General features: G+C 64.1%; 7 protein-coding genes. 6 read left to right on the top strand and 1 reads right to left on the bottom strand.

Annotated features, from left to right (window positions below; genetic code table 11):
• Positions 1–14: 14 nt before the first annotated feature.
• The 3 genes from rpoC (at position 15) to XH93_RS25350 (ending at position 8,671) form a co-directional block, all read left to right on the top strand.
• Positions 15–4,214, top strand: a complete 4,200-nt coding sequence (gene rpoC / locus XH93_RS25360) for a DNA-directed RNA polymerase subunit beta' (RefSeq protein ID WP_194469567.1) — start codon at positions 15–17, stop codon at positions 4,212–4,214.
• Positions 4,215–4,395: 181 nt separating this feature from the next.
• Positions 4,396–6,456 (top strand): FAD-dependent oxidoreductase, encoded by a 2,061-nt coding sequence (locus XH93_RS25355; protein WP_194469566.1) that lies wholly within the window; start codon positions 4,396–4,398, stop codon positions 6,454–6,456.
• Positions 6,457–6,649: 193 nt separating this feature from the next.
• Positions 6,650–8,671, top strand: a complete 2,022-nt coding sequence (locus XH93_RS25350; protein WP_194469565.1) for an ABC transporter ATP-binding protein — start codon at positions 6,650–6,652, stop codon at positions 8,669–8,671.
• A 26-nt stretch (positions 8,672–8,697) separates the two neighbouring features.
• Here the strand turns inward: XH93_RS25350 and XH93_RS25345 are convergent, their stop codons facing one another.
• A complete protein-coding gene (locus XH93_RS25345) occupies positions 8,698–9,933 on the bottom strand; it encodes an NAD(P)/FAD-dependent oxidoreductase (protein WP_194469564.1) in 1,236 nt (411 codons plus the stop codon).
• 699 nt (positions 9,934–10,632) lie between these two features.
• Here XH93_RS25345 and rpsL point away from each other — a divergent pair.
• The 3 genes from rpsL to fusA are packed head-to-tail and all read left to right on the top strand — an operon-like array spanning position 10,633 to position 13,593.
• The gene (gene rpsL, locus XH93_RS25340; RefSeq protein WP_028168167.1) at positions 10,633–11,004 is read left to right on the top strand and encodes a 30S ribosomal protein S12; all 372 of its coding nucleotides are present in this window, start codon (positions 10,633–10,635) and stop codon (positions 11,002–11,004) included.
• A gap of 15 nt (positions 11,005–11,019) precedes the next feature.
• Entirely contained in the window at positions 11,020–11,490 is a 471-nt protein-coding gene (rpsG, locus tag XH93_RS25335; protein ID WP_139484346.1) for a 30S ribosomal protein S7, read from the top strand.
• Positions 11,491–11,520: 30 nt separating this feature from the next.
• Complete coding sequence (fusA, locus tag XH93_RS25330) at positions 11,521–13,593, top strand: elongation factor G (protein ID WP_194469563.1); 2,073 nt, start codon at positions 11,521–11,523, stop codon at positions 13,591–13,593.
• The last annotated feature ends 21 nt before the right edge of the window (positions 13,594–13,614 follow it).

Genomic DNA, 13,614 nt, shown 5'->3' with positions numbered 1-13,614 from the left:
GCGAGGAGAAGACCATGAACCAAGAGATTATGAATCTTTTCAATCCGACGACGCCGGCCCAGGTCTTTGACCAGATCCGGATCTCGATCGCGTCTCCGGAGAAGATTCTGTCGTGGTCCTACGGCGAGATCAAGAAGCCGGAGACCATCAACTACCGCACCTTCAAGCCGGAGCGTGACGGCCTGTTCTGCGCGCGCATCTTCGGGCCGATCAAGGACTACGAGTGCCTGTGCGGCAAGTACAAGCGGATGAAGTACAAGGGCATCATCTGCGAAAAGTGCTCGGTCGAGGTGACGCTGTCGCGCGTCCGGCGCGAGCGCATGGGCCATATCGAGCTGGCCGCGCCGGTTGCCCACATCTGGTTCCTGAAGTCGCTGCCGTCGCGCATCGGCCTGTTGCTCGACATGACGCTGAAGGATCTCGAGCGGATCCTCTACTTTGAATACTACGTCGTGCTGGAGCCGGGCCTCACCGCGCTGAAGGACCGTCAGCTCTTGTCGGAAGACGAGTATCTGAAGGCGCAGGACGAGTACGGCCAGGATTCCTTCACCGCCATGATCGGCGCCGAGGCGATCCGCGAGCTGCTCAAGGGTCTCGAGCTCGAGAAGCTCGAGGCGCAGCTGCGCGCCGAGATGGCGGAGACCGACTCCGACATCAAGCACAAGAAGCTCGCCAAGCGGCTCAAGATCGTCGAGGCGTTCCGCGTCTCCGGCAACAAGCCGGAATGGATGATCATGACGGTCGTGCCGGTGATCCCGCCGGACCTGCGTCCGCTGGTGCCGCTCGACGGCGGCCGCTTTGCGACCTCGGATCTCAACGACCTCTACCGCCGCGTCATCAACCGCAACAACCGCTTGAAGCGGCTGATGGAGCTGCGCGCGCCTGACATCATCATCCGCAACGAAAAGCGCATGCTGCAGGAGGCCGTCGACGCGCTGTTCGACAACGGCCGCCGCGGCCGCGTCATCACCGGCGCCAACAAGCGTCCGCTGAAGTCGCTCGCCGACATGCTGAAGGGCAAGCAGGGTCGGTTCCGCCAGAACCTGCTCGGCAAGCGCGTCGACTATTCGGGCCGTTCGGTGATCGTGGTCGGTCCCGAGCTGCGCCTGCATCAGTGCGGCCTGCCGAAGAAGATGGCGCTCGAGCTGTTCAAGCCGTTCATCTATTCGCGGCTCGACGCCAAGGGCCTCTCCACCACGGTGAAGCAGGCCAAGAAGCTGGTCGAGAAGGAGCGTCCGGAGGTCTGGGATATCCTCGACGAGGTGATCCGCGAGCATCCGGTGCTGCTCAACCGCGCGCCGACGCTGCATCGCCTGGGCATCCAGGCGTTCGAGCCGGTGCTGATCGAGGGCAAGGCGATCCAGCTGCATCCGCTGGTCTGCGCCGCCTTCAATGCCGACTTCGACGGCGACCAGATGGCCGTGCACGTTCCGCTGTCGCTCGAAGCGCAGCTGGAAGCGCGCGTCCTGATGATGTCGACCAACAACATCCTGCACCCGGCGAACGGCCAGCCGATCATCGTGCCGTCGCAGGACATCGTGCTCGGCCTCTACTACGTCTCGATCATGCGCGAAGGCCTGCCCGGCGAGGGCAAGATCTTCGGCGACATGGCCGAGCTCGAGCACGCGCTGCACTCGAAGGTCATTCACCTCCACACCAAGATCAAGTACCGGTGGGAAGGCACCGACGAGGACGGCAACAAGTCCAAGCGCTGGATCGAAACCACCGCGGGCCGCGTCATGCTCGGCAATCTGCTGCCGAAGAGCACCAAGATCTCGTACGACATCATCAACAAGCTGATGACCAAGCGCGAGATCTCCGGCGTCATCGACCAGGTCTACCGCCACTGCGGCCAGAAGGAGACCGTGATCTTCTGCGACCGCATCATGGCGCTCGGCTTCTACAACGCCTTCAAGGCCGGCATCTCGTTCGGCAAGGACGACATGGTCGTGCCGGCGTCGAAGTGGAAGATCGTCGATCAGACCCGTACGCTGGCGAAGGATTTCGAGCAGCAGTACAATGACGGCCTGATCACCCATGGCGAGAAGTACAACAAGGTCGTCGACGCCTGGTCGAAGGCCGGTGAAGAAGTCGCCAAGGCGATGATGAAGGAGATCTCGGCCACCAAGAAGACGGCGGCCGGGGCCGATGCCGACATCAACTCGATCTACATGATGGCGCACTCCGGTGCGCGCGGTTCGCCGGCGCAGATGCGCCAGCTCGCCGGCATGCGCGGCCTGATGGCCAAGCCGTCGGGCGAGATCATCGAGACGCCGATCATCTCCAACTTCAAGGAGGGTCTGTCGGTGCTCGAATACTTCAACTCGACCCACGGCGCCCGCAAGGGCCTCGCGGACACCGCGTTGAAGACCGCGAACTCCGGCTACCTGACCCGCCGCCTGGTCGACGTCGCGCAGGACTGCATCATCACGCAGACCGACTGCGGCACCACGCTCGGCATCAAGATGCGCGCCATCGTCGATGCCGGCACGGTCGTCGCCTCGCTCGGCTCGCGCATCCTGGGCCGCGTGGCCTGCGATGACGTGCGCGATCCCGCCACCAACAACGTCGTCGTCAAGCGCGACACGCTGATGGAGGAGAGCCACATCGACGCGATCCAGCAGGCCGGCATCCAGGAGGTGAAGATCCGCTCGGCACTGACCTGCGAGCTGATCAACGGCATCTGCGCCAAGTGCTACGGCCGCGATCTGGCCCGCGGCACTCCGGTCAACCACGGTGAGGCGGTCGGCGTCATCGCGGCGCAGTCGATCGGCGAGCCCGGCACCCAGCTGACGATGCGCACGTTCCACATCGGTGGCGCGGCGCAGCTCAACGAGCAGTCGTTCGTCGAATCGAACTTCGACGGCAAGATCGTGATCAAGAACAAGGCGATCGCCCGCAACAGCGAAGGCCATTTGATCGCGATGGTGCGCAACATGGTCGTTGCGATCGTCGATGCCGACGGCGCCGAGCGTGCAACCCACCGTATCCAGTACGGTTCGCGGATGCATATCGACGAGGGCGACATGGTCAAGCGCGGCCAGCGCATCGCCGAGTGGGATCCCTATACCCGCCCGGTGCTGAGCGAGGTCGAGGGCACGATCGGGTTCGAGGATCTCGTCGAGGGCCAGTCGATCTCGGAAACGCTCGACGAATCGACCGGTATCGCCAAGCGTGTGGTCATCGACTGGCGCTCGACCCGCGGCGGCTCGGACCTGCGTCCGGCCATCGTGGTCAAGGGCAAGGACGGCAAGATCATGAAGCTCGCGCGTGGCGGCGATGCCCGCTACATGCTGTCGGTCGACGCCATTCTGTCGGTCGACATCAACGCGAAGGTGATGCCCGGCGACATCCTGGCGCGTATCTCGACCGAGAGCGCCAAGACGCGTGACATCACCGGCGGTCTGCCGCGGGTGGCGGAACTGTTCGAGGCTCGCAAGCCGAAGGATGCGGCGATCATCGCGGAGACCGCGGGAACGATCCGCTTCGGCCGCGACTACAAGAACAAGCGCCGCATCTCGATCGAGCCGATGGACAAGACCGAGGAGCCGCGCGAGTACCTGATCCCGAAGGGCAAGCACATCCATCTGCAGGACGGCGACATCGTCGAAAAGGGCGATTTCATCGTCGAAGGCAACCCGGCGCCGCACGACATTCTGGCGATCAAGGGCATCGAGGAACTCGCGGCCTATCTGGTCAACGAGATCCAGGAGGTCTACCGGCTGCAGGGCGTGCTCATCAACGACAAGCACATCGAGGTGATTGTCCGTCAGATGCTGCAGAAGGTCGAGGTCACCGATCAGGGCGACACCGACATGATCGCGGGCGAGCAGGTCGACAAGATCGAGTTCGACGCGCTCAACACCAAGGCCAAGGAAGAGGGCAAGAAGGTCGCCACGGGAACGCCAGTTCTGCTCGGCATCACCAAGGCGAGCCTGCAGACCCGCTCGTTCTTCTCGGCGGCGTCGTTCCAGGAGACCACGCGCGTGCTCACCGAAGCTGCCGTCAACGGCAAGGTGGACCCGCTCGAAGGCCTCAAGGAGAACGTCATCGTCGGCCGCCTGATCCCGGCCGGCACCGGCGCCTCGATGGCGCGGATCCGCGAGGTCGCGGTCAAGCGCGACAAGCTGATCCTCGACGAGCGCGAGAAGCAGGCGGCGATCGTGCCGACGGCCCCGGAAGCGGAGCCGCTGGCGCTGCCGCCGGCGGAATAGGCATCCGCAAGACTACGGTACTGAGCGAGAAGGCCGGCATTGTGCCGGCCTTTTTGCTGCTTTCTTTGCTTGCTGCGGTGCAGGGACGCGCTTTGTTCATCTTTCCTTCAGCCGCAAAAGTGCTTTTGCTACGCTGAATTAGACCGGCCGCGCGGCAGCGCCGGAGACGACGGAATCCACAATGCTTGATCTGGCAATCGTTGGCGGCGGCCCCGGGGGGCTGATGAGCGCCTGGTATCTGAAGCGCAAACTCGGCGACCTCTGCCGCGTGACGATCTTCGAAGCCTCCGACCGGCTCGGCGGCAAGGTCTTGACGCGCAAGTTCGAGACCGCGCCCGCGATGTACGAGGCGGGCGTTGCCGAGATCTATGACTACTCGATGACCGGGCCGGATCCGCTGCGCGAGCTGATCCAGCATTTCGGTCTGCAGACCATCCCGATGGACGCCGAGCAGGTGCAGCTCGACGGCGAGCTGCTCGGCGACGTTCCGGGCATGCGCCGCAAATACGGCGCGAAGACCGCCGCCGCAATCGAGGCGTTCCGCGAGCGCTGCGCCAAACTGGTGTCGCCGATCGAGTACTATGAAGGCATCGGCGCCCACGACAACGAGCATCCCTGGGCCTACAAGACCGCCGAGCAGATCCTCGACGAGGAGGTCGACGACCCCGTCGCCAAGCGCTTCTTCAAGGTGATGGCGCGCTCCGACATCGCGACCGAGAGCCACAACACCAACGGTCTCAACGCGCTGAAGAACTACGTGATGGACGTCGACGGCTATATCGGCCTGTACTCGATCCAGAACGGCAACGAGCAGCTGATCGATTGCCTGCGCGCCGAGGTCACCGCCGACATCCAGCTCAACCATCGCGTCCTCAAGGTCGGCAAGACCGAGAGCGGCCGCTATCAGCTCAACATGATGAACGGCAAGGGCCCGGAGACGCGCGACTTCGACCTCGTGCTGGTCTGCCTGCCGCATTCCTGGCTCGCCACCATGCGCTGGGACGGCGAGCAGCTGCGCCAGTCGATGGTCAAGCACATCGCCTATTTCGACCGGCCCGCGCACTATCTGCGTGTCTCTATCCTGTTCGACGAGCCGTTCTGGGGCGAGAAGATCCCGGGCGCCTGGTTCATGTCGGAAGCCTTCGGCGGCTGCTGCGTCTACAACGAGGGCGCGCGCCACGACGTCGGCAAACACGGCGTGCTGAACTGGCTGATCGCGGGCTCCGACGCGCTGGCCTTTGCCAATCTTTCCGACCAGGAACTGATCGACGCCGCGCTGAAGTCACTGCCGGCCTCGCTCGGCGATGCGCGTGCGCATTTCCTCGAAGGCAAGATCCATCGCTGGCTGTCGTCGGTCAACGCGCTGCCGGGCGGCCTGCCGGTGCGCGACGTCATGACCAACCACCGCCCAGAGCCGAAGCAGCATCCCGGCATCGTGGTGGTCGGCGACTATCTGTTCGATTCGACGCTGAACGGGCTGCTCGACTCCTCGGATGCTGCGACCGACATCATCGTCACCGAGATGATGCGGCTGCGCCGCGCCCGCGCGCAGGGCACCGCGAGCCCGTCCGACAAGATCGACCGCGGCTATTTCGAGAACTACCGCGGCGTCGGTCCCTACAGTGAAGTCTGGCACAATTTCGCCGATCCGGCCTATCTGATGGACCTGATCAAGACGGTCTGGGGCAGGGCGAAGGGCTACAAGCTTTTGGTTGCGGGCTCCGCCAGCGGCGAGCTGGTCGGCGCGCTGCGCGAGCGCGGCATCGATGCCTGGGGCATCGAGAACAACCGCTACATCCACGGCAGGACGCCGAAGGCGCTCAGGAAGTACAACAAGCTCGGCTCGATCACCGATCTGCCGTTCAAGGCCGAGGAGTTCGATTTCGTGTTCGAGACCTCGCTGTGCCATCTCGGCGAAAAGCAGGTGGTGCGCGGCGTGCGCGAGCTCAACCGCGTGGTCAAGACCGGCCTGGTGTTCGGCTCGATCACCTCGGACATGCCGCCGGCGCTGATCGATCGCTACGACCTGTTGCGCGGGGTGAAGAAGCTCGGCACCTGGTGGGAATGGTCGGAGCTGTTCTTCGGCAACGGCTTTGACCTGTCGATGCACCGCCGCGACGTCACCGATGCGGTGTGGGCGCTGACCCTTGCCGCGGGCAAGGGGCCGGGGCAGTGGTACGCCGACTCCGAAAGCCTGCGCTATTCCTTCTTCGACAAGGTCGAGGACGAGGACGACGACTAGCGAGGTGACGCGGGGCGGGCCGTCGCGCGTCAAAGAACTGTCAAGCGGCCGCGCCAAGACTTTGGAGCGCGCCGCACCGGCCGGTCCAAACGCTTTGCCGAATTCATCCTGATCGCATAGGATCGCGGCCGCGGCGTTCGCCGCTTGCGATTTCGATTTGCGGTCATGCCGGCCGTGGAGCATCGGTTGGTTCATGGCGCCAAAGCCTCCCGCATCTGACAACCCGGATCCGGCCAATGCCGACGATCTCGAGCTGAAGAAGAAGCTCGCGACACCGCCCGGACCTGCCGCCTCCGCCAAGCCATCCGCCGCGCCCGCGGATGACGACGAGGACGATGACGACGACGAGCTTGAGCTCGACGACGATGATGACGACGAGGACCTCGTCGTCTTCACCGCCAAGGAAGCCGCCGGCGCGCTCTCGACGCTGTACGCCTTCGTCCGGCCGATCCTGGCGAACTACAAGAAGCCGTTCACCTTTGTCGCCTTCGGCGTGATGGTCGAGACGTTGTTCAACGTCATCATGCCGCTGAGCCTGAAGTTCCTGATCGACGACGCGCTCGGCGAGGAGGATTTCCAGGCCCTCTACAAGATCCTCGGCGTGCTGGCGGTCGCCGGCATCGTCACCTCGATCATCGCGGTCTGGTACGAGCGCTGGGATGCGCGGCTTGCCGCCGGCATCATCGCCGACGTCCGAACCCGCATCTTCGAGCATGTCCAGAACCTGCCGTCGGCCTATTTCGCGCGCACCAAGCGCGGCGAGATCCTGTCGCGCTTCTCGATCGATCTCTCGGCGTTCGAGGGCTCGGTCAAGACTTTTGCCAACAGCGCGGCGCTGCCGTTCCTGGAACTGATCGCCGGCATCATCCTGATGCTGTTCCTGAACTGGCAGCTCGCCGCGGTCGCGCTGCTGGTCTTCCCGATCACGCTAATCGGGCCGCGCATCCTCACCCCCAAGGCGGTGCAGGCCAATTACGAGCAGAAGCAGAACGAGGCGGCGCTGCTCGCCACGGTGCAGGAGAACGTCGCCGCGCAGGCGGTGGTGAAGGCGTTCAACCTGCAGCGCCGGGCGCTCGGCTGGTTCACCATGCGCAACCGCGACGTCCGGACCAAGGCGGCCTCCGCCATGTTCCTGTCGACCATGGTGGAGCGCACGGTCACCATCGCGGTGCTGTTGCTGCACCTCGTGGTGCTGGCGATCGGCGCCTATCTCGCGACCAAGGGCCAGATCACGGTCGGCACCTTCGTCACCTTCGAGAGCGCGTTCTGGGAGGTGTCCTACAACATCGCCCACCTGATGCACTTCATCCCTGTGTCGATCCAGTCGGCGGCGGCGGTGCAGCACATCCAGGAACTGCTCGACGAGCCGACCCGCGGCGCCGACCGGGCCGGCGCACCCGATCTGCCGCGCATCACCAACAACATCAGCTTCGACCGCGTTACCTTCAGCTATGAGGGGGCTCAGGCGCCGGTACTGGACAATCTCAGCCTCAAGCTCAATGCCGGCAGAAGCATCGCGATCGTCGGTCCCAGCGGCTCCGGCAAGAGCACGCTGATCAACCTGATCCTGCGGCTCTACGTGCCGGACGAGGGCCGCGTCGCCATCGACGGCGTCGACATCCGCCGGGTGACGCGGGAATCGCTGCGCGCGAGCATGGCGGTCGTGTTCCAGGAGAACATGCTGTTCAACATGTCGATCCGCGAGAACATCCGGCTCGGCAAGGAGGGCGCCGATGACGCGGAGGTCGAGGACGCCGCCAAAAAGGCCGAGATCCACGGCTTCATCATGAGCCTTCCGGAAGGCTACGACACGCCGGTCGGCGAGCGCGGCGATACGCTGTCGGGCGGCCAGCGCCAGCGCATCGCGATCGCGCGCGCGATCATCCGCAATCCCTCCGTGCTGCTGCTCGACGAGGCGACCTCGGCGCTCGACCAGACCACGGAGGCCGCGATCAACCGCACGCTGCTCAACGTCGCCAAGGGCCGCACCATGATCTGGTCGACGCATCGCCTGACCTCGGTGGTCGAGATGGACGAGATCATCGTGATCTCCGGCGGCCGGGCCATCGAGCGCGGCTCGCATGCCGAACTGCTGGCGAAAGACGGCGTCTACCGCAGGCTATGGGACGACCAGGGCCACCTGCACCACGGCGACGAAGATGAGGATGACGACGCGGAGGATGAAGAGGACGAGGACGAAGACGACGAGGAGTGATCGGCGGCGCAGTGCTGCCGCCACCGCTACCGCGCCGGTCGTGCCCCTGCCGTCCGCCGTCGTTCCGGCGCCTCCGCGACGGACAAATCCTGCCGCATCTGGCTGACCGGCCGCGCGGCCGACGGGCCGCGCAGCCGGCGCAGTGTGCCGCGGCCGAGATAGCCGAAAAACCGCGCCCAGCGCTGGGCCTGCCAGTACGGCCCGCGGCCGATCGACACCTGGCGGAAGTTGAAGGCCTTGGCGTTCGACCAGGCGTCGCATTCGGTCTTGACCGGGTCGTCATAGAACGCCGCGATCTTCTCCAGGCCCATGCCGTCGCTCGCAAGCCAGGCCGGGATGTGGACGTTGCAAAGCTGCGCCACGTCGGTGAACACCTTGTCGGTTCCGGTGCCGGTGACCGGGCAGGTGCTGGCGAAGGCATCGCCGACCAGCACCACGCCCGGCTGCCGATAGCCGGTTGAGACATAGATATCGGCGGGCCGGATCTTGACGTCGCCCGCGATGTCGAACTCGCCGGTGAGCCGCCGCAGCCGTGGCAGCGCGGCGTTCAGCGTCTCGACCGGGTTATGCCGCATCGCGCGCAGCCAGAGATCGTCGGCCGGGCGATAAGTGAACAGGTTGGCACGCATCCGGTTCTCGACCGGGAACAGCGTGATGTAGGGAATCAGGTCGCTCGGCCGCTCCGAGAAATAGGTCATGGCCGCGAACGGGAAGGCGGGTTGGCCCACCGGCACGAAATCGAAGCCGATCGAGATCGAGTGGCAGTGGCTGGTGACCTGCCGCTCGATCCCGAGCATCCGGCGCAGCCCGACATTGAGGCCGTTGGCGAGCACCACCAGCCGCGCCGAGATCTCCTCGCCGCTGGCCAGCACAAGCCGCTGCCGCTCGAAGCTGGTCGCGACATTGACCACCTTGTCGCAGATGAATTCCGCGGGCGCCGTGATTTCGGCCCTGATCGCGCGGATCAGCGCGTCGTACATGATGCCGTGCTGCCGGCTCGGCTGCCGGTCGAGCAGATGGCCGAATCGCGCGATCCAGTTCTCGCCGTCCACCGTCGCCGAACGCAGCACGGACTCGGCAATCCCGGTCCGCTCGAATCGCGCCAGCTGCATATCTCCGCCGATTTTCTCGACCCGGAAATCGAACGGATAGACGTGGTGCGGGTCGATCAACAGGCTCGGAATCCCGGCGCGGCCGAGCATTGCGGCGGCGGTCGAGCCCGCGAGACCTCCGCCAATGATTGCGATGTCGGTGTACCGCATGAGAGGTTTCCGCGCCGAAGACCCCCAGATTTGCCCTGCGAATGGCAAATAAAGGCTTAGTTTCGGGGGTTGCTTTGGCGTCTAAGTTTGGGAGAGTTGTTTCTGTTCATGTTTTGCCCGGGTAAAATGGCTTCCCGGGCGGGAGCCGGGGAGGGCTCCGGCGAGTCGCGGGCAGCGGCGGCATTGTCATAATCCGCCCTCGAACCAAGCGCTGACGAAATGCGAAATATGCAAGCGCCAGAGGCGTTTCTTGCTTGTCGTTTTGCTTGACTTCACTATCTCTCGATTATACAAGGCGCGCACTTAACGACAGGCGGTGAGCTACGCCAGCGTCGGAACGGAGCACCCGGAAGGCCTTTTTGGCCGGATCGGGCACCAACCTCGACGAATGCCGCTCAAACGCTGTCGATGATAGCTAGGCAATGCCAGGACGATACTAGTTCTCTTGAGCAAGTCCTCTTGAGAGTGAATTCGGATGCATGACCTCGGTGGCGGACTGAACAGCGAACGCTGAGCAGTTCGGGATCGGGGTCCTCTGTGGCGTCGAAGCGCTTTCCGCTCAGCGATGGGTGGTTGGCGCGATTTCGTTTTGCGTGGGTGTTTGTTCCCGCGCCGGACGGACCGTACGGGACGGTTGTTCCCGCGAAGAATTGGCGGAGCCGTTCGGGGTTTCGCGCGAACTAAGAGGGTGAAGGCTGCATGCCGACGATCAACCAGCTGATCGCAAAACCACGTGAAGTGCAGAAGTCGCGCAAGAAGGTGCCGGCGCTGCAGCAGTCGCCGCAGAAGCGCGGCGTGTGCACGCGCGTCTACACCACGACCCCGAAGAAGCCGAACTCGGCGCTTCGTAAGGTCGCCAAGGTGCGCCTGACCAACGGCTTCGAGGTGATCGGCTACATTCCGGGTGAGGGCCACAACCTGCAGGAGCACTCGGTGGTCATGATCCGCGGCGGCCGCGTCAAGGACTTGCCCGGCGTGCGCTACCACATCCTCCGCGGCGTGCTGGATACCCAGGGCGTCAAGAACCGTAAGCAGCGCCGTTCGAAGTACGGCGCGAAGCGTCCGAAGTAAGCGGGAAACGATCAGATGTCGCGTCGCCATTCTGCTGAGAAGCGTGAAGTTCTTCCGGACCCGAAGTTCGGGAACATCATCATTACGAAGTTCATGAACTCGGTGATGTACGCCGGGAAGAAGTCGGTTGCCGAAGGCATCGTCTACGGTGCGCTCGGCATGATCGAGAGCAAGACGAAGCAGAACCCGCTCGGCGTGTTCGAGCAGGCGCTGGAGAACGTGATGCCGACCATCGAGGTCCGCTCCCGCCGCGTCGGCGGCGCGACCTACCAGGTTCCGGTCGAAGTCCGTTCGGTGCGCCGTCAGGCGCTCGGCATCCGCTGGCTGATCGCAGCCGCCCGCGAGCGCAACGAGAAGACCATGACGGAGCGGCTCTCGGCGGAGCTGCTCGACGCGTCGAACAACCGTGGCAACGCCGTCAAGAAGCGTGAAGACGTGCACCGGATGGCGGAAGCCAACCGCGCCTTCTCGCACTACCGCTGGTAAGGCGAACAACGGAATTTAAGGAACAGTCTCATGCCCCGCCAACATGCCATCGAGGACTACCGCAACTTCGGTATCATGGCGCATATCGACGCCGGCAAGACCACGACCACCGAGCGCATCCTGTATTACACCGGCAAGAGCCACAAGATCGGCGAAGTGCACGAGGGTGCCGCGACGATGGACTGGATGGAGCAGGAGCAGGAGCGTGGCATCACGATCACCTCGGCTGCCACCACCGCGTTCTGGAACGGCAAGCGTCTGAACATCATCGACACTCCCGGCCACGTCGACTTCACCATTGAAGTCGAGCGTTCGCTGCGCGTGCTCGACGGCGCCGTTTGCGTGCTCGACTCCAACCAGGGCGTCGAGCCGCAGACCGAGACCGTGTGGCGCCAGGGCGACAAGTACAAGGTGCCGCGTATCGTCTTCGCCAACAAGATGGACAAGACCGGCGCCGACTTCTTCAAGTGCCTGTCCGACATCGTCGACCGCCTCGGCGCCAAGCCGATCGCGATCCAGCTGCCGATCGGTGCCGAAAACAACTTCAAGGGTCTCGTCGACCTCGTGAAGATGAAGGGCATCATCTGGAACGATGAATCGCTCGGCGCCAAGTTCGATTACGTCGACATCCCGGAAGATCTGGTCGAGCAGGCCAAGGAATATCGCGAGAAGATGGTGGAAGCCGCCGTCGAGCTCGACGACGACGCCATGGCCGCCTACCTCGACGGCAAGGAGCCCGACGAGGCGACGCTGAAGCGTCTGCTCCGCAAGGCGGTGCTGACCGGCGCCTTCTATCCCGTGCTGTGCGGGTCGGCCTTCAAGAACAAGGGCGTGCAGCCGCTGCTCGACGCCGTCGTCGACTATCTGCCGTCGCCGATCGACGTGCCCGCGATCAAGGGCACCGACGAGGACGGCAATGAAGTCGTGCGCAAGGCGGACGACAAGGAGCCGCTGGCGCTGCTCGCGTTCAAGATCATGGACGACCCGTTCGTCGGCACCATCACCTTCTGCCGCATCTACTCCGGTATCCTGCAGTCGGGCACCGGCGTCATCAACTCGACCCGCGAGAAGAAGGAGCGGATCGGGCGGATGCTGCTGATGCATGCGAACAACCGCGAAGACATCAAGGAAGCCTATGCCGGCGACATCGTCGCGCTGGCCGGCCTGAAGGAAGCGCGCACCGGCGACACGCTGTGCGATGCCAACAAGCCGGTGATCCTCGAGAAGATGGAATTCCCGGAGCCGGTGATCGAGATCGCGATCGAGCCGAAGTCGAAGGCCGACCAGGAAAAGCTGGGCGTGGCGCTGGCCAAGCTCGCCGCGGAGGATCCGTCCTTCCGCGTCTCGACCGACCACGAGTCCGGCCAGACCATCCTCAAGGGCATGGGCGAACTGCATCTCGACATCAAGGTCGACATCCTCAAGCGCACCTACAAGGTCGACGCCAACATCGGCGCGCCGCAGGTGGCGTTCCGTGAGCGTGTCACCAAGCGGGTCGAGCACAGCTACACCCACAAGAAGCAGACCGGCGGTACCGGCCAGTTCGCGGCCGTCACCCTGATCGTCGAGCCGAACGAAGCCGGCAAGGGCTACGAGTTCGAATCGAAGATCGTCGGCGGCGCGGTGCCGAAGGAATACATCCCCGGCGTCGAAAAGGGTCTCGAGAGCGTGCTGTCCTCTGGCGTGGTCGCGGGCTTCCCGATCGTCGACGTCAAGGTGCAGCTGATCGACGGCAAGTATCATGACGTCGACTCGTCGGCGCTGGCCTTCGAAATCGCCACGCGCGCCTGCTTCCGCGAGGCGCTGCAGATGGGCAAGTCCGTTCTGCTCGAGCCGATCATGAAGGTCGAGGTGGTGACCCCGGAAGACTACACCGGTTCGGTTATCGGCGACCTGAATTCCCGGCGCGGCCAGATCCAGGGCCAAGACATGCGCGGCAACGCCAACGTCATCAACGCGATGGTGCCGCTCATGAACATGTTCGGTTACGTGAACAATCTGCGCTCGATGAGCCAGGGTCGCGCGACCTTCACCATGCAGTTCGATCACTACGCCGAAGCTCCGGCGAACGTGTCGGCTGAAGTCCAGAAGAAGTTTGCCTGATTGTCGTTGATGGCAGTCAAC

The sequence above is a fragment of the Bradyrhizobium sp. CCBAU 51753 genome, assembly GCF_015291565.1.
Lineage (GTDB): Bacteria > Pseudomonadota > Alphaproteobacteria > Rhizobiales > Xanthobacteraceae > Bradyrhizobium > Bradyrhizobium ivorense.
This window is presented reverse-complemented; position numbering and strand designations above follow the sequence as displayed.